General features: G+C 59.7%; 22 protein-coding genes and 1 pseudogene. 10 read left to right on the plus strand and 13 right to left on the minus strand.

Annotated features, from left to right (window positions below; genetic code table 11):
* Positions 1–45 precede the first annotated feature (45 nt).
* From F475_RS03305 to F475_RS03330, 6 genes are all read left to right on the plus strand, one after another.
* Positions 46–1,422: a pitrilysin family protein gene (locus F475_RS03305; RefSeq protein WP_018927291.1), complete on the plus strand. Its 1,377-nt coding sequence runs from the start codon at positions 46–48 to the stop codon at positions 1,420–1,422.
* A 241-nt stretch (positions 1,423–1,663) separates the two neighbouring features.
* The gene (locus tag F475_RS03310; protein ID WP_028940067.1) at positions 1,664–2,692 is read left to right on the plus strand and encodes a DUF5924 family protein; all 1,029 of its coding nucleotides are present in this window, start codon (positions 1,664–1,666) and stop codon (positions 2,690–2,692) included.
* A gap of 53 nt (positions 2,693–2,745) precedes the next feature.
* Positions 2,746–3,894 carry an ABC transporter permease gene (locus F475_RS03315; protein ID WP_018927289.1) on the plus strand — a complete coding sequence of 383 codons (1,149 nt, stop codon included), beginning with the start codon at positions 2,746–2,748 and terminating at the stop codon, positions 3,892–3,894.
* Positions 3,891–4,694, plus strand: coding sequence for an ABC transporter ATP-binding protein (locus F475_RS03320; protein ID WP_018927288.1), 804 nt, complete (start codon positions 3,891–3,893; stop codon positions 4,692–4,694). Before F475_RS03315 ends, F475_RS03320 begins: the two co-directional genes overlap by 4 nt.
* Before the next feature lies 1 nt (position 4,695).
* Complete coding sequence (locus F475_RS03325; RefSeq protein ID WP_018927287.1) at positions 4,696–5,634, plus strand: MlaD family protein; 939 nt, start codon at positions 4,696–4,698, stop codon at positions 5,632–5,634.
* Positions 5,631–6,257 (plus strand): ABC-type transport auxiliary lipoprotein family protein, encoded by a 627-nt coding sequence (locus tag F475_RS03330; RefSeq protein ID WP_019651219.1) that lies wholly within the window; start codon positions 5,631–5,633, stop codon positions 6,255–6,257. The genes F475_RS03325 and F475_RS03330 overlap by 4 nt, the downstream gene beginning before the upstream one ends.
* 50 nt (positions 6,258–6,307) lie before the next feature.
* On the opposite strand, the gene F475_RS03335 is transcribed toward F475_RS03330, so the two are convergent.
* The 5 genes and pseudogenes from F475_RS03335 to F475_RS03360 all read right to left on the minus strand — a co-directional run bounded on the left by F475_RS03335 (position 6,308) and on the right by F475_RS03360 (position 10,362).
* Positions 6,308–7,537 (minus strand): nucleoside recognition domain-containing protein, encoded by a 1,230-nt coding sequence (locus F475_RS03335; protein ID WP_111453126.1) that lies wholly within the window; start codon positions 7,535–7,537, stop codon positions 6,308–6,310.
* Between the two features lie 105 nt (positions 7,538–7,642).
* Complete coding sequence (gltP, locus tag F475_RS03340; protein ID WP_018927284.1) at positions 7,643–8,974, minus strand: glutamate/aspartate:proton symporter GltP; 1,332 nt, start codon at positions 8,972–8,974, stop codon at positions 7,643–7,645.
* 683 nt (positions 8,975–9,657) lie between these two features.
* A pseudogene (locus F475_RS03350) lies at positions 9,658–9,762 on the minus strand (Ivy family c-type lysozyme inhibitor); the annotation flags it as partial.
* Positions 9,763–9,828: 66 nt separating this feature from the next.
* Complete coding sequence (locus F475_RS03355; RefSeq protein ID WP_003177151.1) at positions 9,829–9,993, minus strand: DUF1328 domain-containing protein; 165 nt, start codon at positions 9,991–9,993, stop codon at positions 9,829–9,831.
* A gap of 81 nt (positions 9,994–10,074) precedes the next feature.
* Positions 10,075–10,362, minus strand: a complete 288-nt coding sequence (locus F475_RS03360; RefSeq protein WP_111453127.1) for a hypothetical protein — start codon at positions 10,360–10,362, stop codon at positions 10,075–10,077.
* A gap of 440 nt (positions 10,363–10,802) precedes the next feature.
* On the opposite strand from F475_RS03360, the gene algB reads away from it, so the two are divergent.
* Both algB and F475_RS03370 read left to right on the plus strand, forming a co-directional pair.
* Positions 10,803–12,149: a sigma-54-dependent response regulator transcription factor AlgB gene (gene algB, locus F475_RS03365; RefSeq protein ID WP_086945253.1), complete on the plus strand. Its 1,347-nt coding sequence runs from the start codon at positions 10,803–10,805 to the stop codon at positions 12,147–12,149.
* Between the two features lie 10 nt (positions 12,150–12,159).
* Positions 12,160–13,950: a KinB sensor domain-containing domain gene (locus F475_RS03370; RefSeq protein ID WP_111453128.1), complete on the plus strand. Its 1,791-nt coding sequence runs from the start codon at positions 12,160–12,162 to the stop codon at positions 13,948–13,950.
* Positions 13,951–13,962: 12 nt separating this feature from the next.
* On the opposite strand, the gene F475_RS03375 is transcribed toward F475_RS03370, so the two are convergent.
* From F475_RS03375 to F475_RS03410, 7 genes are all read right to left on the minus strand, one after another.
* Entirely contained in the window at positions 13,963–15,579 is a 1,617-nt protein-coding gene (locus tag F475_RS03375; protein ID WP_018927280.1) for an EAL domain-containing protein, read from the minus strand.
* Positions 15,580–15,652: 73 nt separating this feature from the next.
* A complete protein-coding gene (locus tag F475_RS03380) occupies positions 15,653–16,432 on the minus strand; it encodes an N-acetylmuramoyl-L-alanine amidase (protein ID WP_064615664.1) in 780 nt (259 codons plus the stop codon).
* A gap of 102 nt (positions 16,433–16,534) precedes the next feature.
* Positions 16,535–18,574, minus strand: a complete 2,040-nt coding sequence (locus tag F475_RS03385) for a GGDEF domain-containing protein (RefSeq protein WP_111453129.1) — start codon at positions 18,572–18,574, stop codon at positions 16,535–16,537.
* On the minus strand, positions 18,575–19,435 hold the full coding sequence (locus F475_RS03390) for an endonuclease/exonuclease/phosphatase family protein (RefSeq protein WP_007940704.1): 861 nt from the start codon (positions 19,433–19,435) through the stop codon (positions 18,575–18,577). It abuts the gene before it with no gap.
* 14 nt (positions 19,436–19,449) lie between these two features.
* Complete coding sequence (locus tag F475_RS03395) at positions 19,450–20,091, minus strand: thiol:disulfide interchange protein DsbA/DsbL (protein ID WP_019580303.1); 642 nt, start codon at positions 20,089–20,091, stop codon at positions 19,450–19,452.
* A gap of 198 nt (positions 20,092–20,289) precedes the next feature.
* Positions 20,290–20,901, minus strand: a complete 612-nt coding sequence (locus F475_RS03405; protein WP_007940706.1) for a cytochrome c4 — start codon at positions 20,899–20,901, stop codon at positions 20,290–20,292.
* 46 nt (positions 20,902–20,947) lie between these two features.
* Positions 20,948–21,238, minus strand: a complete 291-nt coding sequence (locus F475_RS03410) for a cytochrome c5 family protein (protein WP_019020904.1) — start codon at positions 21,236–21,238, stop codon at positions 20,948–20,950.
* A gap of 191 nt (positions 21,239–21,429) precedes the next feature.
* On the opposite strand from F475_RS03410, the gene yihA reads away from it, so the two are divergent.
* Positions 21,430–22,071: a ribosome biogenesis GTP-binding protein YihA/YsxC gene (yihA, locus tag F475_RS03415; protein WP_007940707.1), complete on the plus strand. Its 642-nt coding sequence runs from the start codon at positions 21,430–21,432 to the stop codon at positions 22,069–22,071.
* A gap of 298 nt (positions 22,072–22,369) precedes the next feature.
* Here yihA and polA read toward each other — a convergent pair whose 3' ends face one another.
* Positions 22,370–25,138: a DNA polymerase I gene (gene polA / locus F475_RS03420; protein WP_111453130.1), complete on the minus strand. Its 2,769-nt coding sequence runs from the start codon at positions 25,136–25,138 to the stop codon at positions 22,370–22,372.
* Positions 25,139–25,212: 74 nt separating this feature from the next.
* Between polA and F475_RS03425 the strand changes: the two genes are divergently transcribed.
* On the plus strand, positions 25,213–25,503 hold the full coding sequence (locus tag F475_RS03425; RefSeq protein WP_111453131.1) for a DUF2782 domain-containing protein: 291 nt from the start codon (positions 25,213–25,215) through the stop codon (positions 25,501–25,503).
* Positions 25,504–25,529: the final 26 nt, after the last annotated feature.

Consider the following 25,529-nt stretch of genomic DNA (forward strand, 5'->3'; position numbering starts at 1 on the left):
TTGCCTGAAGTCTGTTGTACTTACGCTGTCGTACGGAAACTCGTTATGCGTTGTCTGCTATTCGCTTGTCTGTTGCTCGGCGCCCTGCCCTCATTTGCCCTGGATCGCTTTCAGGTCGAGGGCTATACGCTGCCCAACGGTCTGCAATTGGTCCTCAAACCGGGCACCGAGCGCGGGCATGTGGCGATTCGGCTGGTAGTCGGCGTGGGTCTGGATGATTTCAGCTGCGCCGACAAGGAGCTGCCGCATCTGCTCGAACACTTGCTGTTCAGCGGCATCGACGCCACCGGCGAAGGTGGTCTGGAGGAGCGCATGCAGGCCCTGGGTGGTGAGTGGAACGCTTACACCAGCAACGCCGACACCACGTTCGTCATCGAAGCACCGGCGAAAAACCAGCGTAAGGCCCTCGATCTGTTGTTGGCTCTGCTGACCCAGACCCGTATCGACGACAACGCTATCAACGTCGCCAAGCAGGTGGTCGAGCGCGAAGACGGTGGCCATTATTCGCACCTGCAACGCTGGCTGGATCGCCAGGACCTGGGCCACACCGCCAGTAATCAGTTGGCGGTGGAACTGGGCCTCAAATGCCAGGAGCGCGCCGAAGTCAGTCACCTGACCCGCGAGCAACTGGAGAAGGTGCGCAAAGCCTGGTACGCGCCCAACAACATGACCCTGATCGTGGTCGGCGAGCTCGACCGCTTGCTGCCGGCCTATCTGGAACGGGCGTATGGCGCGCTCGTAGCCGTCGAGCCTGCCGATCACCTGCCCTTGCCGACAATCCAGGCCAGCGCGGCCCACGAGCGTACTCTGAGCCACGGTTTTGTCGGTGGCGGCGCCAAGTTGCACTGGCTGGTGCCGGAACCGGTGCAGGAAGACCAGCCCGACGAAACGTTCGATCTGCTCAAGGACTACCTGGACTGGGCGCTTTATCGCCAACTGCGCCTGGTCCATGGGTTGTCCTATGGGCCCTCGGCCGAGCGTGAGGTGTTTGGCGGAGTGGGCTTCATGAGCCTGAACGCCGATCTTGAACGCGGCGACGTGCCGGCAGCTGAACAGGTGCTGGATGAGCTCAAAGCCGGTTTGCTCAAGGACGGTCTCGACGCCACCACCTTCGCCCGCCTCAAGCAGGCCGCCATCGCCCGTCAGGCCTGGGCCGTGCAAGGCAATAGCGCCCTGGCGGATTACTACTGGAGCGCCCTTGGGGACTACGAGGACGGCCATTTCACCAACCCGGCCAAGGCACTGCAAGAAGTGACGCTGGCCGAGGCGAACCAGGCGATGCGTGAGTTGCTGCTGCAACCGGGGTATTTGCGGATCGAGAAGCCGTTGGTGAGTTATGATCAGTTGATGTGGGCGATTGCCGGGGTATTTGGATTGATGGTGCTTGGGGCATTGGGTTGGCGTGTTCACCGCAGAAAGTAGTTATTTCCCTGTGGCGAGGGAGCTTGCTCCCGCTCGGCTGCGCAGCAGCCGTAAACCGGTATCGGAGATCTACTTGAAATTACGCGGTGGGTGGTTTTTAGGGCCGCTTCGCGACCCAGCGGGAGCAAGCTCCCTCGCCACAGGGTTTTGGGGTTGGTCAACGTAACCGGAACCCTCGCCACAGGCCCCCTCGGACGGTACCCTGTCGGGGATTTTTCCCACGACTATTGTGAACCGCCGAATGCCGACTCTGACCCTGTACATACAGCGCATCCTGGAATTGATGAAGCGCTACCCCGGGGTCATCGCGCTCGGCGGTTTCATTTCCGGGGTCGGCAGCTTCATCTTGGTGGATCGCCAGCAAGGCCTGGCGACCTGGATCACCACCATCATGCTGGTCAGCTGGGTCTGGCTGATGCTGGAAAACAGCCTCACTGAGTTGTTCGCCAAGGTCTTCAAGCGCGAAATACCCCAGCCCCTGCTGCGTTATGCGACGCAGATGATCCATCAGGAAAGCCTGTTCTTCGTCCTGCCGTTCTTTTTCATCACCACCACCTGGAACAGCGGCCAACTGTTTTTCACGGGGTTGTTGGGCATGGCGGCGTTGATCTCGATCACCGACCCGCTCTACTACAAATGGCTGGCGCCGCGCCGCTGGGCGTTCCTGGCGCTGCATACCCTGACCCTCTTCGCCGCCCTGCTGACCGCCCTGCCCGTCATCCTGCACCTGACCACCTCCCAGAGCTTCAAACTGGCGCTGGGCATCGCCATGGTGCTGTCGTTCCCCAGTCTGGCGTCGATCTTCCCGATTCGGACCGTGCGCAATGCGTTGGCGATCCTCAGCATCACCGTGGGCATCGGCGCTGTCGGCTGGGTGCTGCGTTCCTGGGTTCCGCCGGCCACCCTGTGGATGACCGATGTGGCGATCAGCACCCAAATGCAGGACCGCACCCCCGGCAAGAGCCTGGAAGAAGTCAGCGCCGAGCAGATTCGTGGCGACGGTTTGTACGCCTACACCGCGATCAATGCCCCACGGGGGCTGGACGAGCGGATTTATCACGTCTGGATGTTCAACGGTAAAGAGGTCGACCGCATCCCTCTGGATATCCACGGCGGGCGCAAGGAAGGCTACCGCGCCTGGACCCACAAGCAGAATTTCCCCGGCAATCCCGCGGGTAAATGGCAAGTTCGGGTGCTCACCGAAGACGGCCAGTTGATCGGCGTGCTGCGCTTCAAGGTCATGGACAGCACACCCATCAAAGATAAGTAACGCGGTTCGTGCTATTAATCTGGTCTGCGCAATTGCCGAACAAGCAGGAGCTTATGACCAGCAGCACAACGCCTGGCAATGTCCGACTGGATACCTCGCACATCCCTGCCCTGCTGCGGGTCACGGGTGACTGGACGCTCGCTCATTACGCCGATCTCAGCCACCTGAGCGAAAAGCTCCGTGGCCAATACGACAACAACACCCCCATCGACCTCAACGGCCTCGGTGCCCTGGACACGGCGGGTGCATCGCTGTTGGTGGAGTTGCTGGGTTCCGAGCGTCTGGGCAAGTCCGCCGAACACCCTGATTGCACCCTTTCCTCCGCCGATCGCGCCTTGCTGCAGACGGTGTATTGCTCGCTGACTGATTTCTGCGTGCCGATCAAAGAGCCGGAAATCAGCGTCGGCATTCAACTGCTGACCCGTATCGGCCGTGCGGTCGATGCGGTCTGGCAGGACGCCCTGCAGGTGCTGGGTTTTGTCGGCCTGATCCTGCAAACCATCGCGCGCGGGCTGTTTTGTCCCAAGCGCTGGCGCCTCACGCCGATGGTCGCGCACATTGAACAGACCGGCCTCGACGCCGCTCCCATCGTCGCCCTGCTGACCTTTATGGTGGGCGCCGTGGTAGCGTTTCTCGGTGCGACTGTGCTGGCGAGCTTCGGCGCGAGCATTTTTACCGTGGACCTGGTGGCGTTTTCTTTTTTGCGCGAATTCGGCGTGTTGCTCACCGCGATCCTGATGGCCGGCCGCACCGCCAGTGCGTTCACCGCGCAGATCGGCTCGATGAAGGCCAACGAAGAGATCGACGCGATCCGCACCCTCGGCCTCGACCCGATGGAGTTGCTGGTGGTGCCGCGGGTATTGGCGTTGCTGGTGGCGCTGCCGATGCTGACCTTCCTGGCGATGTTGTCGGGGATTGTCGGCGGTGGCGTGGTGTGTGCGCTGTCGCTGGATATATCGCCGGCGATGTTCCTGTCGCTGCTGCAATCGGACATCGGCGTTCAGCACTTCCTGGTGGGGATCGTCAAAGCGCCGATTTTTGCGTTCCTGATCGCCGCCATCGGCTGTCTTGAAGGCTTCAAGGTCAGCGGCAGCGCCGAGTCCGTCGGCGCGCACACCACGTCGAGTGTGGTGCAGTCGATTTTCGTGGTGATCGTCCTCGATGCCGTGGCCGCATTGTTTTTCATGGAGATGGGCTGGTGAGTCGTCTACCCCGAGCGCCTTCCGAGGCGGTGATCGAAGTCCGTGGGCTGTGCAATCGCTTCGGCCGCCAGAGCGTGCACGAGAACCTCGACCTGGATTTGTACAAAGGCGAAATTCTGGCGGTGGTCGGCGGTTCCGGCAGCGGCAAATCGGTGCTGTTGCGCAGCATCGTCGGCTTGCGCCAGCCCAGCGAAGGGCTGGTGAAGGTCTTCGGCAAGAACTTGCCGAGCCTGTCGGAGCACGAGCGTTCGCTGGTCGAGCGGCGCTTCGGCGTGTTGTTCCAGAAAGGCGCCCTGTTCTCTTCGCTGACAGTGACCGAGAACGTCGCCCTGCCCCTTATCGAACACGCCGGCCTGAGCCGTACCGATGCCGAGCACCTGGCGGCGGTGAAACTGGCATTGGCCGGATTGCCCTTGTCGGCGGCCGACAAGTACCCTGCTTCACTGTCTGGCGGCATGATCAAGCGCGCCGCCCTGGCCCGGGCGTTGGCGCTGGACCCGGACATTCTGTTTCTCGACGAGCCCACCGCTGGTCTCGACCCGATTGGCGCGGCGGCGTTCGATCAATTGATTCTGACCCTGCGCGACGCGTTGGGTTTGAGTGTGTTTCTGGTCACCCACGACCTCGACACGCTCTACACCATCACCGACCGGGTGGCGGTGCTGGCGCAAAAGAAAGTACTGGTGGCGGATGCCATCGACAAGGTTTCGGAAACCGACGACGCGTGGATTCACGAATACTTCCATGGCCCTCGCGGCCGCGCGGCGCTGACGGCCGCTAACCAGCTCAACGAGGTCTGACATGGAAACCCGAGCCCATCACGTATTGATCGGCCTGTTCACCGTCATAGTGGTGGCAGGCGCCCTGCTCTTCGGTCTGTGGCTGGCCAAGTCCAGCGTCGACACCGAATTCAAGGATTACGAAATCGTCTTCAACGAGGCGGTCAGCGGTTTGTCCAAGGGCAGCGCCGTGCAGTACAGCGGGATCAAGGTCGGCGACGTAGTGACGCTGCGCCTGGACCCGAACGATCCACGCCGGGTGTTGGCGCGGATCCGCCTGGGCGGCGATACCCCGATCAAGGAAGACACCCAGGCCAAACTGGCGCTGACCGGGATCACCGGCACCTCGATCATTCAGCTCAGCGGTGGTACACCGCAAAGTCCGACGCTCAAGGGCAAGGGCGGCAATTTGCCGACCATCGTGGCATCACCCTCGCCTATCGCCCGTTTGATGAGCGACAGTAACGATCTGATGACCGGTGTGAACGTGTTGATGCAGAACGCCAATCAGATGTTTTCTTCGGAAAACGTCGAGCGCATCAGCAAGACCCTTGAGCATCTGGAGCAAACCACCGGCATCATCGCCGACCAGCGCGGCGACATCGGCCAGGCCATGCAGCAACTGGCGTCGATCAGTAAACAGGCCTCCGCCACACTCGAACAAACCGCTGGGCTGATGCGCAACGCCAACAGCCTGCTCAACGATCAGGGCAAGCAGATGTTTGGCAGTGCCGAGCAAGCCATGAAGTCCCTGGAACGGAGCAGCGCGACCATCAACTCATTGCTCACCACTAATCAGGATTCCCTCAACAACGGCATGCAGGGCCTCAATGGCCTGGCGCCGGCAGTGCGTGAGTTGCGCGACACCTTGAGCTCGCTGCGCACCATTTCCCAGCGGCTTGAGGCCAACCCCAGCGGTTACCTGCTGGGCAGTGACAAGAACAAGGAGTTCACGCCATGAAGCTGATCCCGTTAGCCTTGGCTGTCGGTTTTGCCCTGACCAGTGCCTGCTCGATTCTGCCCAAGTCCGAGCCATCCGATGTCTACCGGTTGCCCTCGGCCCAGAGCGGCGCACCGGCCAATCACAGCACGGCGCTGCACTGGTCGCTGCGGCTGGCCAAGCCGCAGACGAGCGAAGCCTTGAACAACCCGAAGATCGCCGTGATCCCTCAGGGTGACCTGATCAGCAGCTACAAGGCTTCCCGCTGGAGCGACCCGGCGCCGGTGCTGCTGCGCAATCGTCTGCTCGATGGTTTCCAGCGTGACGGTCGGGTGCCGTTGCTCAGCACCGATGACAGCAATTTGCAGGCGGACCTGGAGCTGGGCGGCAACCTGCAGGCGTTCCAGACCGAATACCAAGGCACGACGGCGAGCGTGGTCGTGCGGCTGGATGCATTGCTGGTGCGTGGGTATGACCAGCGCATCCTCGCCAGTCGGCGCTTTGAAGTGCGTCAGCCGTTGAGCGATGTGAAGGTGCCGGCGGTGGTCGCCGGGTTCGGCCAGGCCAGCGACCAGTTGACGGCGCAGGTGGTGGCCTGGACGGTGGAGCAGGGTCAGAAAGTCGTGCCGCCGCTGAGGCCCTGAAGCCACCGCTGAACCCTGTGGGAGTGGGTTTGCCCCCACAGGGTTTTCGTTTAGCCGAAGAACCAGTAGCAAACCCCGATGGCCCCCAGCACCCCGCCAAGCTCCGCCAGCAGCGCACAGCCCACTGCATGCCGTGCACGCTGGATGCCCACCGCGCCGAAATACACCGCCAAGACATAGAAGGTCGTTTCGGTACTGCCCTGGACTGTCGCCGCCACCAGCGCCGGGAAGCTGTCCACCCCCTCGGTCTTCATGGTTTCAATCAGCATTGCCCGGGCGGCACTGCCGGAGAACGGTTTGACCATGGCCGTCGGCAGCGCATCGACGAAGCGTGTGTCCCACCCGGCCCACGCCACCAGGTGACGAATCCCGTCCAGACCGAAGTCCAGCGCCCCGGACGCCCGCAGCACACCCACGGCGCAGAGCATCGCCACCAGATATGGCAGCAGGTTCTTGGCGACGTCGAAGCCTTCTTTGGCGCCTTCGACGAATGCCTCGTAGACCTTCACCTTGCGTAATGCGCCGATGATCATAAACAGCATGATCAAGCCGAACAGCGTCACGTTGCCGAGGACCGATGACAGGCTCGCCAGCGCGGTCGCCGAGAGCGTCGCCAGCAGTGCCATGAAGCCGCCAAGGGCGAGGGCGCCGGGAATCAGGTATGCCAGCACCACCGGGTCCCAGATGCGCAGGCGTTGCATGAACGCTACGGTCAGGAAGCCGACGATGGTTGAGCAACTGGTGGCGAGCAGGATCGGCAGGAACACCAGCGTCGGATCGGGCGCGCCTTGCTGGGCGCGGTACATGAAGATCGTCACGGGTAGCAGGGTCAGGGAGGAGGCGTTGAGCACCAGGAAGAGGATCTGCGCGTTGCTGGCGATCGTTGCACTGGGGTTGAGCTCTTGCAGCGCCTTCATGGCTTTGAGGCCGATCGGTGTGGCGGCGTTGTCCAGGCCCAGGCCGTTGGCGGCGAAGTTCAGGGTGATCAGGCCGATGGCGGGATGGCCGGCCGGCACTTCCGGCATCAGGCGCAGGAACAGTGGCCCCAGCGCCTTGGCCAGCCACTCGACGATCCCGGCCTTCTCGGCGATCCGCAGAAAGCCCAGCCAGAGGGTGAGGGTGCCGAACAACAGGACCATGACCTCGACCGACAATTTGGCCATGGCGAAAATACTTTCCACCATCGCCGCAAAGATCCCGGCGTTACCACCGATCAGCCACTGCGCCAGCGCCGATACGGCTGCCACGATGAAGAAGCCAAGCCACAGGCCATTAAGCATCAGTCAAATCCCCCGGAAGATGCGGCGAATGATAGCGGGGTAGGCAGAAACGACAAACCCCGGATTTCTCCGGGGTTTGTTGGGGGGCTCTTGTGGGAGCGGGCATTAGTTGCTGGAGGTTTCACCAACCGGCAGCTTTTCCTTGCTGCGCCAGTGCGGCAGGGAGTTCCAGTAGCGCTGGCCCTTGGCGTCGTCGTACATGCCTTCCCAACGCGAGATGACCAGCACGGCCAAGGCGTTGCCGATCACGTTCAGCGCGGTGCGGGCCATATCCATGATGCGGTCGACACCGGCGATAAATGCCAGGCCTTCCAGCGGAATACCGACGCTGCCCAGAGTGGCCAGCAACACCACGAAGGACACGCCCGGTACGCCGGCGATGCCTTTGGAGGTGACCATCAGGGTCAGCACCAGCAGCAATTGCTGGCTGATCGACAGGTCGATGCCGTACAGCTGGGCAATGAAGATCGCCGCGATGCTCTGGTACAGGGTCGAACCGTCGAGGTTGAACGAGTAGCCGGTCGGTACCACGAAGCTGCAAATGGCTTTCGGCGCACCGTAGGCTTCCATCTTCTCGATCACGCGCGGCAGCACGGTTTCGGAACTGGCGGTGGAGTAGGCCAGGACCAGCTCATCCTTGAAGATGCGCATCAGCTTGATCACCGAGAAGCCGAACAGGCGAGCGATCAGGCCCAGCACCACGAAGGCGAAGAAGGCGACGGCGAAGTAAACCAGGACGACCAGCTTGGCCAGTGGCAGCAGGGAGGCGAAGCCGAAGTTGGCCACGGTCACCGCGATCAGTGCGAACACGCCGATCGGGGCGTAGTTCATGATCATGTGGGTGACTTTGAACATGCTTTCCGACACGCCCTGGAACATCTTCACCAGAGGTTCGCGCAGGTCCGATTGCAGGCTCGACAGACCGAGACCGAACAACACGGAGAAGAAGATGATCGGCAGCATCTCGCCGCGCATCATGGCCGCAAAGATGTTCGACGGGATCAGGTTGAGGATGGTTTCGATGAACGCGTGTTCATGCTGAACCTCGGCAGCAGTGGCTTGGTACTTGGAAATATCCACGGTACCCAGGGTGCTCATGTCGATGCCGCTGCCCGGATGGACCACGTTGGCCAGCACCAGACCGACCAGAATGGCGATGGTGGTGACGATCTCGAAGTAAATGATGGTCTTCAGACCGATACGCCCGAGTTTTTTCGCGTCCCCAACGCCAGCGATGCCGACGACCAGCGAGGAGATTACGATCGGGATCACGATCATCTTGATCAGACGGATAAAGATATCGCCTGCTGGTTGCAGGACGTTGCTGATCCACCAGGCCTTTTCAGCGCTGAAGTGGTTGAGCAGTGCACCTATTGCTATCCCCAGAACCAGACCGATGAGGATCTGCCAGGCGAGGCTAAGCTTTGCCTTCTTCATATCTTTACCCTTACTTGCGTTTGACTCAGGCTGATGCATGAACTGCAACGCTCAATGGCGAAGCCGTCTTGCACCAACCCCCGTATAAGGTCCCCGCGAGCGAGCATTTACAGCTCTCTGGCAGCGAAAAAGGCGCAACTATTCCGATGCGGGGAAGCGCCGTCTAATGCCGTAAACGCCTACCCTATGCCGAATCGGCATGAGATTTTTCAACTGAAACCCACGTCCCAGCCGGTTCGAATGCGACATTTCGGCAGGTATAAGTGCCGTGAACCGGCCATTTCAGCGCCGGTTGATGTTTTTTTGAACCAGTGAAAATTTAGGAGATGTCCTACGTTCGACTGCGATTTTTCTTCTCATGAAAGTCAGAGCTTTCTCGATATACGGTCACGAAGAAACACCGCGAAACGGTTTTGCGGGGAATATGCAGCAAGAACATATGAGCAGAATGCTCTAGATCAACGTTTTGCACGTTGAAGCTCTCCGCAAGTCCGTCGAGCCACGCTAGGCCGACGAACTTGCGTCGCAGCTTCACCTGACCCGGCCCTTGCGCGGCTACTCCCTGTACCCGTAGGTCACTCCGACCCTGAAGCAGTCAGAACGTCCCGACCCCTTGGTCATGCGTCTACCGTCCTCGGGTAGCGCAGTGGAAAGAAGCGCCAGGCCTCTTTCGTGTTTCAAACTCAATACCTGCCTGGATCTTTCTTCAGTCGCGCCATCCACATCTTCTGCATGCCTTCGTCCGGTTTACCGAGTAAGCGGTAGTCGGCATGTCGCGTGGGTGGCCGCGATCGTCATGGCACTGCCGCCCAGAAGCAGGGCGGCCGCCAATGTCTTTAACCGAAACACACATATCAACCTCGACCGCGACGGCCAAAGAAGAAGGAAGCAATGAACATCACCAGGAATACGACAAAGAGAATCTTGGCGATGCCCGTGGCGGTGCCCGCGATACCACCGAAGCCCAATACTGCAGCGATGATGGCAATGATCAGGAATGTGATTGCCCAGCTCAACATGGTGATTCTCCTTACGCTTCTATTTAAGGATGTTGCTTGTGGTGCATTTCCCGGCGCGTTTAGCGCGCCAAGTTCGTTTACTTAAAACACCCAACGTTCCTGGGAGGGCGTCTCGTCAACAGGCCGGGCCTGGTCGACGCCCATCATTCGCATTGAGGCGTTGTCAGCCGGGTTGCTGCTGACGGCGCTGAAGTGGGTTTGGGGGGGATGTGGAATCGAAAGGTGCACTGGCGCCGGTTGCTCGCTCTGCTCCCAACGCATGTACTGCTGGCCACCAATCAGGGTGATCAACAATGCCAACAGGGCAAACAAGCCTTGCTGGACATGCAGTGGCGAAAGACGCAATTGGGCGGCACTTTGGCGATTCATCCTGAAGTTCCTCCCATACGGGTAGTGATCTTTGGCGGGCGCTGGTTCATTAAATGCCCTGATTACCTAGACCATTGCAGCCTGCATGCCAGCTTTAATAAAGAATAAATACGATAGAAATCAAAAGGTTATTGTGTTTGTAGAAATCGTTTTGGACGCATCCTGCACGATGATCCGTTTGCAGTCGTGCGTAATGCACGATGAGTTCGCAGGCACTTTCAATATTTTTGGAATTGCGGGGAGGGCGTAGATGTCAGAAAGGGACGCAGGCAATCGCTGAAAGAATGGTCTGTAAATAAAAGTTCAAATAAATCAGCGTATTAGCTGAACTTTGAGTAGATAGATAGCCTGTTGTGGCTGGAATCGACCAGAATCAATCATGCAACTTGCCCGATTTTTCCGGGACTAACCAAGAACACCTATTAAAGGAGCGTAGGAACATGGAATCAGCCACTGAGCATCAAGGCCGCATTCTGCTGGTGGACGACGAATCCGCCATCCTTCGAACCTTTCGCTATTGCCTCGAAGACGAAGGCTACAGCGTGGCCACCGCGACCAGCGCTGCTCAGGCCGAAGCCTTGTTGCAGCGTCAGGTTTTCGATCTGTGCTTCCTCGATTTGCGCCTGGGTGAAGACAATGGCCTCGATGTGCTGGCCCAGATGCGAATTCAGGCGCCCTGGATGCGTGTGGTGATCGTCACCGCTCACTCGGCCGTAGATACTGCCGTGGATGCAATTCAGGCCGGTGCCGCCGACTATCTGGTCAAACCTTGCAGCCCCGATCAGTTACGTCTGGCCACCGCCAAACAGCTGGAAGTGCGGCAACTCTCGGCACGCCTGGAAGCCCTCGAAGGTGAAGTGCGTAAACCCAAGGAGGGGCTGGACTCCCACAGCCCGGCGATGAAAGTGGTGCTTGAAACCGCCCGCCAGGTCGCCAGTACCGACGCCAACATTCTGATTCTCGGAGAGTCTGGCACCGGTAAAGGTGAGCTGTCACAGGCCATTCATGGCTGGAGCAAACGCCAGAAGAAATCCTGCATCACCATCAACTGCCCCTCCCTGACAGCGGAATTGATGGACAGTGAACTCTTCGGCCACAGCCGTGGCGCGTTCACCGGTGCCAGCGAAAGCACCTTGGGGCGTGTCAATCAGGCTGATGGCGGAACGTTGTTTCTTGACGAGATCGGCGATTTTCCCCTGACTTTGCAGCCAAAGTTGCTGCGTTTCATCCAGGACAAGGAATACGAGCGTGTGGGTGACCCGGTGACCCGTCGCGCCGACGTGCGAATCCTCGCGGCTACCAACCTCAACCTTGAAGACATGGTCCGCGACGGGCGCTTTCGTGAGGATTTGCTCTATCGGCTGAACGTCATCACTTTGCACCTGCCGCCGCTTCGCGAACGCAGGGAAGACATCCTGAACCTGGCTGACCGTTTCCTGGCGCGCTTCGTCAAGGAATACTCGCGTCCGGCCCGGTGTTTCAGCGACGAGGCCCGCGAGGCGCTGCTCAGCTACCGCTGGCCCGGCAATATCCGCGAGCTGCGCAACGTGGTGGAACGGGCGAGCATTATTTGTCCGCAGGAGCGGGTCGAGATCAGCCACTTGGGCATGGCCGAAGCTCCGACCAACAGTACGCCACGCATTGGCGCCGCGTTGAGCCTGGATGAGTTGGAGAAAGCCCACATCGGCGCGGTCCTTGCCACCGCCGATACCCTGGATCAGGCGGCCAAGACCCTGGGTATCGACGCCTCGACCCTGTACCGCAAACGCAAGCAGTACAACCTGTGAGCTGCACCCGATGAAACTGGCGATGACATTGCGCACCCGGTTGTTCCTGAGTATTTCAGCCTTGATCACCGTGGCGCTGCTCGGGCTGTTGCTCGGGCTGGTCAGCGTGATGCAGATGGCTGGTACGCAGGAGGCCCTGATCCGTGACAACTTCGTCAGGCTGGACCTGGGATTGAAGCTGCGCCAGACCCTGGGTGATCAACTGATCATCATGCTCGGCGAGAAGCCTGATCCCGCGGCGCTCGAGGCATCCAGGCAGCATTACCTCGAATTGCTCGATGAAGGCATTGCTCGCGAGCCGTCCAGCGAGGGCGCCCAGTACGGTTTCAAAAAGGCCAAGGCTGATTACCAGAGCTTTCTGCAGGCCTACGATCTTTCCCGCGATACGGCACAGGTGCTCACTGGGGGCGGGGATCTCACGGAAAAATTCAACACGCTGCGCAACGGTTTGATCGCCGAACAGAAGCGCGCGCTGGATAACATCAGTGAAACCGAACGCCAGGCCCGGGACCGCGCGTTGCTGATTGCCGGCCTGCTCGGGTTGATCGGGGTGGGGGTGCTGTTCATCGGGTTCATTACCGCCCATGCGATCGCCCAGCGTTTCGGAGCTCCGATCGAGGCCCTGGCGGCGGCGGCTGACAACATCGGCCAAGGCAATTTCGAAGTGACTCTGCCGATTTCCTCCGCAGTGGAAATGAACCAGCTGACCCGACGCTTCGGAATCATGGCCGAGGCCCTGCGACAGCACCAAGCCACTAATATCGACGAGCTACTCGCCGGACAGCAGCGTTTGCAAGCAGTGCTCGATAGCATCGACGACGGTTTGCTGATCATTGATCGTCAAGGTCAGCTCGAGCACCTCAACCCGGTGGCTCAGCGCCAGTTAGGCTGGGACACCGAGCGTCTCGGCCAAGGGCTGGGCACGGCACTTGAGCGTCCCGAACTGGATGAACAACTGCATCTGGTGCTGCGCGGCGGCACCCTGGAACGAGTGCCGGACGACCTGAGCATCGAGGTTGACGGGGAGTCGCGATTGCTGACGTATAGCCTGACGCCGGTCAGCCATACCCAGGGTCATATTCTCGGCGCTGTGATGGTGTTGCATGACGTCACCGAGCAGCGTGCCTTCGAACGGGTGCGCAGCGAGTTCGTCTTGCGTGCTTCCCATGAGTTACGCACGCCGGTCACCGGGATGCACATGGCATTCGGCCTGTTCCGCGAGCGGGCGCATTTTGCCGAGGACTCCCGTGAGGCCGACTTGCTGAATACCGTGAATGAAGAAATGCAGCGCTTGATGCAGTTGATCAACGACTTGCTGAATTTCTCTCGCTATCAGAACGGCCTGCAAAAACTCACCCTGGCGCCGTGCTCCATCGAAGATTTACTGGAGCAGGCCCAGGCACGCTTTGCCGGTCCGGCGCAGGAGAAGGGCATTGAGCTGTTGGTGGAAGTGCAGGGAACGTTGCCGCGGCTGCAGGCCGATCAGGCGCAACTGGAGCGGGTGCTCGATAACCTGATCGACAACGCCTTGCGTCATACCTCCCGCGACGGGCTGATACGCTTGCAGGCTCGACGTCATGGGGAGCGGGTGATTATCAGTGTCGAAGACAACGGCGAAGGCATTGCCTACAGCCAGCAAGGAAGGATATTCGAGCCTTTTGTTCAGGTCGGCCGCAAGAAGGGCGGCGCCGGGCTCGGTCTGGCGCTGTGCAAGGAGATCGTGCAGTTGCACGGTGGGCGGATGGGCGTGTATTCACGGCCGGGGCAGGGTTCGCAGTTCTACATGGCGCTGGCGGTATAAGCCTGAACCCTCTCAGTCTTCGTCATCCAGACGCCGCGTTGCCTGTCGGCGGCCACGGGTAATCAATTCGATGAATTGCACAGCGCTCAATGGGTGCGCGAACAGCCAGCCCTGACCGAACTTCACCCCCTCGCTGCTCAGAAACTCTGCCTGGGCTTCATGTTCGATGCCCTCGGCAATCACCTTGAGTTGCAGGGCCTGGGCCATGCGAATGATGTGCGGTGCCACGCCGCTGCTGGCGGCGTCATGACCCAGCGCGTCGATAAATGCCTTGTCGATTTTCAGGCAGTCCACGGGCAGTGTTTGCAGGTAGGCGAGGCTGCAATAGCCAGTGCCGAAGTCATCGATCAGCACCTGATGCCCGACATCGCGCAAGGCCTGCAGGTTTTCTCTGGCCACCACGACATCAACCAATCCGCGCTCGGTCACCTCAAAGGCAATCTGTCTGGCGGCTACACGGTGCAAGGCCAGCAGGCGCGCCATCACCTGACCGATACGCGGCACCATGACGTCGCAGGCCGCCAGGTTGACCGAGATATACAACTGCGGATTGGCGCGCAACAGTTGTCCGAGCTGTTCCAGCAGGCGCTGTAATACGAAATCAGTCATCTGGCGGATCTGGCCGGTGTTTTCCGCCATGGGAATGAACAGCTCGGGGCTGGTCAAGGTGCCGTCCGGCCTTCGCCAGCGCAGCAAGGCTTCGGCTCCGACACAGTTGCGACTGTCGAGGTCGAAGATCGGTTGATACAACACCTGCAATTCGCCTCGTTGTATCGCGCCGTGCAGTTCGGCATCCAGTGATTGACGCTGGCGCACCAGCAGAAACACCAGAATGCCTACGCAGGCACTTAGCGCGAGGCTGGCCGGAAGCAGCCACCACCAAACGGCCGGCACATGCATCCCGGTACGCGGGGTGATCAGCACCAGTTGGTATTCGGGAGTGTTGGTCGGCATTCGGTAAATCAGGCGGGTAGGGGTGACTTGCAGTGCATCGTGATTTTTCGGGGGCCAGGGTTGCGTCGGGGGCCACTCCTGCTCGGCACCGAGCACGGGAATCGCGCGGGTGTCGTGGTCGAGCACCACCAGCAGGCTGCTCCCCGGAGACAGATCAACCATGTCGGTCAAATGCCCGCGAGACGTAGCCACCCGGAAATTGCCACGCCCCAGCATCAGTGCGGCGCGGTTCTCATCGGGTTCTGTGGTGGTGTTCAACCAATAGCTGTAGGTGGGGCCCTCGATGTCCGGTGGCCGGATCACCGAAAGCCCTTCCTGGCGTGGGCGGTTGGAGCAGATTCCTGAAGCATCCATGTAAGCGGCTTCGTAAACGAAGCGGTAATTGAAGCTGACTTGCTGCAATGTGGCGATCATTTCATCGTCGCAGCCCCGCAGCGGTTGAGCTTCAAGGTCATCGAGGCTTTCGCGCAGTTGCCCGAACAGCTGCTCCAGACGGACCAGAAAGCGCTCCCCCTGGGCGTTCATCTCCTGGCTTTCGTTGTCCTCGACCTGATGCATCGCAATGAACAGACTGCCGGTCATCAGCAGCGTGGCACTCAAGGCAGCCGCCAGCGTCGCCAGAAACCAAGGGCGATAGAACCAGCTACGCAGCTTCTCTCGAGCAGCCGTCATCATGGAATATCCGAAGGATTACCAATGAGTTATAGCTGCTGATTGGGAAAAGACCCTGACCGTCGGGCGGGCGTCATTATTTTGTCTGGTTCAACACCTGGAGAAGCGCCGCGGTTTGCGCGTCCGGCGTGCCGTCGAAACGGGACGGGCGAAAATGCAGCTGAAAAGCCGCCAGCACATTGCGTGTCGCTGCATCCAGTTCGCCGGTTTGTGGCGTGGCGTAGCCCAGGCGGGCAAGTTGTGCCTGAAACCAACTGATGCTTGGCAGCTGCACGGCGAACTGCGCTTGCTGACGCGCCACGGCCTGCTCGTTCGGCCAGATTCCCAGGCCTTCGGCCGCCAGGCGTTTCCAGGGGAACAGCGGGCCAGGGTCGAGCTTGCGCATGGGGGCGATGTCGCTATGGCCGATGATATGGCGAGGGCTGATGCCCTGGCGCTTGCTGATGTCCTTGAGCAGAAAGATCATCGATTGGACCTGGGCTTCGCTGTAGGGATACCAGAGGCGCCCGGTCGGGGTGTCCTGGAAGCCCGGATTGACGATTTCGATGCCAATGGAACTGGAATTCAGCCAGGTCCGGCCTTGCCATTGGCTTTCGCCGGCGTGCCAGGCTCGAAGATTTTCATCCATCAGCTTATAGATGGTGGCGTGCTCGTCGTCGCCGATCAGGTAGTGGCTGCTGACTTCGCCATGGGTCAGCAATTGCAGCGAGTCCTCCAGGGATGCGGAGGTGTAATGCATCACCACGAACTGAATACGGCTGTCGTGATTGACTGAAGGGTGGCTGGTGTCAATCCGGGGACCGCTGGCGCAACCGGCTAATACGAGCAGCGAAGCAATAAGAGCAAGAAGTTTCATGGTGGAGGCAATATACACGAGACAATAATGCAACAGTGTAACGTATTGCCTTGCGCGCCGACCGCAAAAGCGCGCCTTTAAACAAAATGGAACAATTAACTGTCAGCCCAGTTCTATCCGATTACGCCCGGTGTTTTTCGCGCGATATAACGCCTGATCAGCTCTTTTAAGCACCAGGTCGCTATGTTCGCCCGCTCTGAAGGCGGTCAGTCCCATGGAAATGGTGACAGTGACTCGCTCGCCCTTGAAGTGGAATGGGCAAGCTTCGATCGATGCGCGCAAGGTTTCCAACAGTTTCGCGCCGGCCATCGGCGCCGTGGCAGGCATCAACAGCACAAACTCCTCACCGCCAAACCTGGCTATGAAGTCCGTCCCGCGCAGACGCTTGCGCAGCACACTGGCGATGATTTTCAGCACCTTGTCGCCCGCGAGATGGCCGTAGTTGTCATTGATGCGTTTGAAATGGTCGAGGTCGAGCATCGCCAGCAACAGGGTATTGCCGTGTTGTTGCCATTGACTGATTTCGTGGTCCAGCCGTTCGCTCCAGGCCGCTCGATTCGGCAGGCCGGTCAACGGATCGATCAAAGCCTTCTGGCGCTGTTCTTCGAGGTGCTCGCGGTAACCCAGCGCTTCCTGCTCCATGTGGGCCACCCTTTCAGCCAGGCTTTGCAGGCGGGCAGCGACTTCCTGCTCGCGCTCGTCGCGTTGCTTCTGGTGCTGGTCCATGGTGCCGAGCAGGCCTTCGAGATGGTCTTCCAGCATGTGCTTGAGGTCATCGAGGTCCGCCGCGTCCTGCATGCTGCTTTGCAGGCCGTCGACTTGCTCGCGAATCTGCGTGTCCATCACTCGCGCGGCAGAGCGGTTGTCGGCGTGGCCTTCGCTGGCGGCTTGCAGGTTGCTCTGAAATGATTCGAGGCGTTCGTTGAGTCGTTGCAGATAGGCTTCGAATTCGTGTTGGCCGCTGTCGGTAATGGCCAGCATTAATGTTGCAAGATCATCGAGGATGGGTAGCAGTTCGTACCAATTCAAGCCGTTTTGAAGACGATTGCGCATCGCTTCGGCTTGCGGTCGATGGCGTTCGGGCAGCGTCAGGTCGTCGAGAAGGCCCAGCAGAGTGTCTTCGATGTGCTTGGCCACAGAGCTGTAGGACGGTTCCGGCGAGTCCGGCAGGGCATACAGAATGTCGTGTTCTGACGTTTGCGGATCGCTGGCCTCCGGGATCAGTTCATCCGGGTTGATTGCCGGCGGAGCCTGGGTGGCCGGTACGGCGATCGATGGAGCCGGCTCTTGCGGGTGTTCGAGGTTCGGCTGGATTTGTGGCTCCGGGGCCTGGCTGCTCGTGGCCTCTGGCTCCAGGATGGGCGGGGCGAACGCCACGACTTCGGCTATGGGTGCCGTTGTTGCTGTGGGAGCCGGAGTGTCCACGGGTTCAGCGGGCGCAGCGGCGGGCAGGGCAGCTTCAACGGTTGGCATTACCGCTTGCGGTTTGTTGGCGGCTGGCGCGAGATTGACCGTCGCGAGTGGGAGTTCGGCCAGTGGAGCTGCAACCGGCTCGACAGGTTGCGGTGCAGGCATTGGCAATTCGGGGGCGGCGATCTGTGGCGCAGCCTCGTCTGCATCCCGGCTACCGAACAGGCGCTGCAGAAAACCCGGACGACCCGGTTCCACAGGGTTCTCCAACAGGCTCAAGGCTTTGCCTTGCAAGCCGCTCAGTTCGCTGAGCAGCAACGGGATTTCGCGAGCCTGGCCGACACGTCCGTTCAGCTGCTTGGCGAAACTCTTCAGTGGCCGGCTCACTTCCCGTGGCAGCGGCAATGCTTGCAACTGAGAGACCAGCGCCGTCAGTGCGGCGCTGACTTGATCAACCCGGGTTTCCCGGCGTTGCTCGGAGTCGAGCACGGCTTTTTCCAGGCGCGGCAGCAAGGCTGCCAGGCCGGCGTCCATGTCGTCTGTGCGTACGACTTCGCGCATTTCCTTCATGCATAGGTCAACGGCGCGATCGGTGCCTTCGGCAGCCAGGGTGCTGCGCACCAGTCCGCGACGCAGCAGGTCGAGCCGGGCGTCCCATCGACGTTCGAGCTTTTCCTGTTGTTCGATGCTTTTGAGGTATTTCTCTTTCCAGCGCTGTGCTTCGTCGCTCATTCAGGCAGGACTCAACGCGGGGAATGCATCGGCCGTGAGCGAGCCCGGCAGACGAATCTCTACCGCGACCGGCAGGTGATCGGAAATGGGTTGTGCCAGCACTTCGACCTTTTCAAGCGTCAGGGTGGGGCTGAGCAGAATGTGGTCCAGGCAGCGCTGTGGGCGCCAGCTGGGAAATGTCGCTTCCATCTGCGGCGCGAGCAGGCCTAAATCGCGCAGCGGGGAATGTTGCAGCAAGTCACCGGCGTGGGTATTCATATCGCCCATCAGCACCTGGTGCTTATAACCGCCGATCAACTCGCGGATGTAAGCCAGTTGCATGCTACGGGCGCGAGCGCCCAGCGCCAGGTGCATCATCACCACCACGAGCGCCTCCGGACCTTCGCCGAAGCGCACCAGAATGGCCCCGCGACCCTTGGGCCCCGGCAGCGGATGATCCTCGATCGCCCACGGGCGCAGGCGGCTGAGCACGCCATTGCTGTGCTGGCCGAGATGACCGAGATTGCGATTGAGTTGTTGATACCAATAAGGGAAGGCGCCGAGCTGCGCCAGGTGTTCGACCTGATTGACGTAGCCTGATCGGAGGCTGCCGCCATCGGCTTCCTGCAAGGCGACCAGATCGAAGTCGCCCAGCAGATTGCCGATTTTTTGCAGGTTGTCGGCACGCCCGGTGTGCGGCAGCAGATGCTGCCAGCCGCGGGTCAGATAGTGCCGATAACGCTCGGTACTGATGCCGACCTGGATATTGAAACTGAGCAAACGCAGACGGCTGTCCACGGGCAACCCCGTCGATTCCAGGTGATGCTCGTTGACCCGCGGGTCGTGCAGGCCAACGATGCGTTCAGTTCCCCAGCGGCGCATGGCAGGTGCCGCGCTTAGTTGGCAACGGCCTTGGTTGCCGCTCGCTCTTTGGCGACCAGTTGGTCGGCCAGTTTCAACGCTTGTTCGGCGCCGCCGGCAGAACCGATGTCAAAGCGATACTTGCCATTGACGATCATGGTAGGCACCCCGGTGATTTCGTATTTCTTGGCAAGCTCTTTGGCTTTGTTGATCTGGCCCTTGATGGCGAAGGAGTCGAAGGTGGCCAGGAATTTGTCCTTGTCTACACCTTGGGTCGCCAGGAAGTCCGCCATGTCTTCTTTGTCGGTCAGTTTCTTGTGTTCTTTCTGGATTGCGTTGAACACCGCAGCGTGAACCTTGCTCTCGACACCCATGGCCTCAAGCGTCAGGAACATCTGGCCGTGGGCATCCCAAGGGCCGCCAAACATGGCCGGGATACGTACGAAATTCACGTCGGAAGGCAGCTTTTCAACCCATGGGTTGATGACGGGTTCGAAGGCATAGCAATGCGGGCAGCCGTACCAGAACAGCTCCACGACTTCGATCTTGCCAGGCTCGGCCACCGGGACCGGGTTGCTCAGTTCGACATAGGGCGCTTCAGGTTTTTCGGCGGCTTGGGCAGTCATGCCGAACAGGCTGGCAGCGACGAGTGCGGCGCTGATGATCAGATTACGCATGCTTTACTCCTGGACAATTTGGGCGCCTCGCGCGACCTGTTTTCAGACAGATTCCGGCGGGCTTGAGTTCTGTAGTGTAACGGCAGCGGCCACAAAAAAGGGCAGCCAAAGCTACCCTTTTTATGTTTGCATCGACGGATTAATCGAGAGTTAACGTTGCAAGAGATGTACATCACTCACAACGCTCGATCACAGGCCTTAGTGCAAGCCTTGAATATAGCTGGAGACGGCGGCGATATCTTCGTCGCTCAGCTTTTTAGCGATGCTTTGCATTGGTTTGGTGTCGCCGTCGTTGGTCCGGCCACCTTCTTCTTTTCTGAATTCGGTCAGTTGCTTGCCGACGTACTGAGCATGCTGGCCGCCCAGGTGCGGGAAGCCGGCAGCTGCGTTGCCTGCGCCATTGGGCGAGTGGCAGCCGGTGCAGGCTGGCAGCCCTTTGGCCAGGTCGCCGCCACGGAACAGTGCTTCACCGCGAGCCACGATTTTCGGGTCGGCGGCACCGACGCTGCCTTTCTGGCTGGCGAAGTAGGCGGAGATATCGGCCAGGTCCTGATCGCTGAGGTTGGTCAGCAGGCCGGTCATTTCCAGTACCGTGCGTTTGCCGGACTTGATGTCGTGCAGCTGCTTGTTCAGATAACGCTCGCCCTGGCCTGCCAGTTTCGGAAAGTTAGGCGCCATGCTATTGCCATCCGGGCCATGACAGGCGCCACATACTGCGGCTTTCGCCTGACCAGCAGTCGCATCACCTGCAGCATGGGCAATACCGGAGATCCCCACGGTCAACAGCAGACTCACGATCAATTTGTTCATCAGCTAATCCAACTACGGCTAAGGGTTAAAGAGTTATGGACCGGGTTTACTCGCTCATCCACTGGATGATGGCTCGGTAATCCTCGGCACTGCAGTCCATGCACAAACCACGCGGCGGCATCGCCTTGAAACCCTGGGTCACGTGTTGCACCAGCGTCTCCATACCTTTCGCCAACCTCGGCGTCCAAGCTTCCTGATCGCCCCTGCGGGGCGCCATGGGTAGTTGGCCGGAATGACAGGCACCACAAACACGGTTGTACACAGCTTCCGGATCCTGTGTAGCCTGAGCGCTGTAAAGCGGCATCAAGACACCGGCAGCTAGCAGCCATTTCGTCATAAAACGACCTTTTCAGGGTTGAGAGCGTGCTGCGTTCTAATGCGCAATCAAGGTCAATCGCTCTCGTGAACTTCATCCTACGCTGGGACAAAGCGCACACAAAATCTGCGGCATTATATACTGGCGTCACTGAAACGGAAACGACACTGCTTGCCGCGTCCATTCCCGGCGCCGCCCACATCGGAAATCCCATGCAACTCAAGAATCCCATACTCGGCCTGTGCCAACAGTCCACCTTTATGCTCAGCGCCGCCAAAGTCGACCAATGTCCCGACGACGAAGGCTTTGAAGTGGCCTTCGCCGGGCGTTCCAACGCCGGCAAGTCCAGCGCGTTGAATACTCTGACCCACGCCAGCCTGGCGCGGACCTCGAAAACACCGGGTCGCACACAGCTGTTGAACTTCTTCAAGCTAGACGATGAACGCCGTCTGGTCGACCTGCCAGGCTACGGTTATGCAAAAGTACCGATCCCGTTGAAGATGCACTGGCAGCGTCACCTGGAAGCCTATCTGGGTGGCCGTGAGAGTCTGAAAGGTTTGATTCTGATGATGGACATCCGTCATCCAATGACCGACTTCGACCTGTTGATGCTCGATTGGGCCGTCGCCAGCGGCATGCCGATGCATATTCTGCTGACCAAGGCCGACAAACTGACCTACGGCGCGGCAAAAAACACGCTGCTCAAGGTTCAATCGGAAATCCGCAAGGGTTGGGGCGATACGATCACTATCCAGCTGTTTTCGGCCCCCAAGCGCATGGGCCTGGAAGAAGCCTACACCGTACTGGCGGACTGGATGGAGTTGGCGGACAAGGGTGCCGAGGCTGCCGAGTAAGTCTCTCGAGGCCAATTGGCAGGCAAAAAAAACCCCGGACTTCGTATGGGGAGGGAGAAGTTCCGGGGTTCAAGTTCCGGACCGCTAGGGCGGGGTCCAGATATCTGCCAACACTTAACACAACATAGGAGCATCGAAGGGCTTCACCAGCCATTCAGTATCTCTGAGTGGCGGTTCGCGGATTTAGTTCAGACTATTTTCAAAATCCTTTGGAAATAATCACTGTCGTTTTTCGCTCTATAGCCCTTCGTCATGTGCTGCGGCGCCAGGCCGCAGCACAAACGTCTTTTCAGGTGGCTCAGTGCGCCTCATCCCAGTTGTTGCCTGCGCCCACCTCAACCAGAAGCGGTACGTCCAGTTGTGCTGCGTTGCTCATGTGCACGCGAATCTCCTCGCGTACCTGGTCGACCAGGTCCTCACGCACCTCGAGCACCAATTCATCGTGTACCTGCAGGATGACTTTGGCGTCCAGGCCTGACGATGCCAGCCAGTTGTCCACCGCCACCATGGCTTTCTTGATGATGTCCGCCGCGGTGCCTTGCATCGGGGCGTTGATCGCCGTGCGCTCGGCAGCTTTGCGCAGGGCCTGGTTTTTCGCGTTGATTTCCGGCAAGTACAGGCGACGACCAAAGATGGTTTCGACGAAGCCTTGCTCGGCGGCCTGGGCGCGCGTGCGCTCCATGTACTGCAGCACGCCGGGATAACGGGCGAAATAACGGTCGATGTAGGCCTGGGACTGTTTGCGATCGACGCCGATCTGCTTGGCCAGGCCAAACGCGCTCATGCCGTAGATCAAGCCGAAGTTGATGGCTTTCGCACTTCGACGCTGATCGTTGGTAACCGCATCCAGCTCGACGCCGAACACTTCTGCGGCCGTGGCCCGGTGGACATCGAGGTTGTTGCGGAAGGCATGCAGCAAGCCTTCGTCCTTGGCCAGGTGCGCCATGATCCGCAGTTCGATTTGCGAGTAATCCGCGGCCAGCAGTTTGTAACCTTTCGGCGCGACGAACGCCTGACGAATCCGGCGACCTTCGGCGGTACGGATCGGAATGTTCTGCAGGTTCGGGTCGATGGACGACAAACGCCCGGTGGCTGCGACAGCTTGCTGGTAAGACGTATGAATGCGCCCGGTGCGTGCGTTGATCTGCTCTGGCAAACGGTCGGTGTAGGTGCTTTTGAGCTTGCTCAGCGAGCGGTATTGCATCAGCACCTTGGGCAGCGGGTAGTCCTGTTCGGCCAACTCGGCCAGCACGGCTTCGGCAGTCGACGCCTGACCCTTGGCGGTTTTGCTGAGTACAGGCAAACCGAGCTTTTCGTAGAGGATCACGCCCAGTTGCTTTGGCGAGCCAAGGTTGAATTCTTCACCGGCAATGGCAAAGGCCTCACGCTCAAGGGCGACCAGTTTCTCGCCCAGCTCGACGCTCTGGATGCCCAGCAGGTTGGCGTCTACAAGCGCGCCCTGACGCTCGATACGGGCCAGGACCGGCATCAGCGGCATTTCAATCTCGTTGAGCACTTTGACCAGGCTTGGCGTCGCGGCCAGTTTTTCCTGCAATACCAGATGCAGGCGGAAGGTGACATCGGCGTCTTCGACGGCATAGGGGCCTGCCAACTCAAGGGAAATCTGGTCGAAGGTCAGCTGTTTGACGCCTTTGCCCGCAATCTCCTGGATGTCGGTCTTGCTTTGGCCCAGGTACTTGAGCGCCAGGCTGTCCATGTCGTGGCGGGTGGCCGTTGAGTCCAGTACGTAGGACTCGAGCATGGTGTCGTAGGCAATACCCTGAACAGTAATCCCGTTGTTCTGATCGCCACCGATGGCGCAATTGGCGAGGATATTGGTGTCGAACTTCGCATGTTGGCCGACTTTCAGTTTATTCGGGTTTTCCAGCAGCGGTTTCAACGCCAGCAGCACGGTGTCACGGTCCAGTTGTTCCGGTACGCCCATGTAGGAATGGGTCAGCGGAATGTAGGCTGCTTCGTTGGCCGCGACAGAGAACGACAGGCCTACCAGTTGCGCGTGTTGGGCATCGCTGCCGTTGGTTTCGGTGACGAAGGCGATCAGCGGCGCCTTGTCGAGTTTGTCCAGCCAGGCCTCGAAGCGCTTCTGGTCGAGGATGGTTTCGTATTTCGCTTCGGCGGCACCCGGCTGCTCCTGGGCGACCTCGACGATGTCCTGACCCGAACGCTTGGCGTCGCGCTGGTTCTCTTCGAACCAGCTCTTAAACTCCAGCAGGGAATAGAGTTCGGCAAGCTTGTCGTGATCCGGTGGGCCCATCTGCAGATCGTCGAGGCCGATGTCCAGCGGCACGTCGATCTTGATGGTTGCCAATCGGTAAGAAAGAAAGGCCATTTCCTTATGCTCTTCGAGCTTGGCCGGCAGGGTCTTGGCGCCGCGAATCGGCAGGGTCGGGACGATATCGAGCTGCGCATAGAGCTCGGTCAGGCCGCCATTCACGCCAACCAGCAGGCCGGAAGCGGTCTTCGGACCGATACCCGGAACGCCCGGGATGTTGTCGGACGAATCGCCCATCAACGCCAGATAATCGATGATCTGCTCGGGAGCGACGCCGAATTTCTCCTTCACGCCTTCCACGTCCAGCGCGCTACCGGTCATCGTATTGACCAAGGTAATGTGCCCGTCGACCAGTTGTGCCATATCCTTGTCACCGGTGGAAATCACCACCGGACGGTCGGCGGCCGCGCTGCTGCGGGCCAGGGTGCCGATCACATCGTCCGCTTCGACGTTGTCCACGCACAGCAATGGAAAGCCCAAGGCCTTGACGCTGGCGTGCAGCGGCTCGATCTGGACCCGCATATCGTCAGGCATGCTTGGGCGGTTGGCCTTGTACTCGGCGAACATCGCGTCGCGGAACGTCCCGCCCTTGGCGTCGAACACCACGGCGAACGGGCTGTCCGGGTACTGCTTGCGCAGACTCTTGAGCATGTTCAATACGCCCTTGACCGCACCGGTCGGCAGGCCTTTGGACGTGGTCAGCGGTGGCAGCGCATGAAAAGCGCGGTACAGGTAAGAAGAACCGTCCACCAGGACGAGGGGGGCTTGGCTCATGAGCAGGATCAACCTTTTCGGCGGGTCCGGCGCTAGAATAGCGGGACCGTTGACGACAAAGGGACAAGGTTATCATGCGCACACTAAATCGCTTGTTGCTGGCTGGCTTCTTTGCAATCACTCCATTGGCTGTCATGGCGGCGGATGACAAGCCCTCGGCGGACCCGGAAGTAACGATCCGCACGGAAGGCGATAAAACCATTCAGGAGTATCGCCAGAACGGCTTCGTGTACGCGATCAAGGTCACCCCGAAGGTCGGAAAACCGTACTTTCTGATACGTGCGGACGGAACAGATGCAAACTATATCCGCTCGGATCAGCCGGATATGCTGATTCCCTCGTGGAAAATCTTTGAGTGGAAGTAGTTTCTTAATTTCAATCGGCGCTGGCT

The sequence above is a fragment of the Pseudomonas sp. URMO17WK12:I6 genome (assembly GCF_003253625.1).
GTDB lineage: Bacteria > Pseudomonadota > Gammaproteobacteria > Pseudomonadales > Pseudomonadaceae > Aquipseudomonas.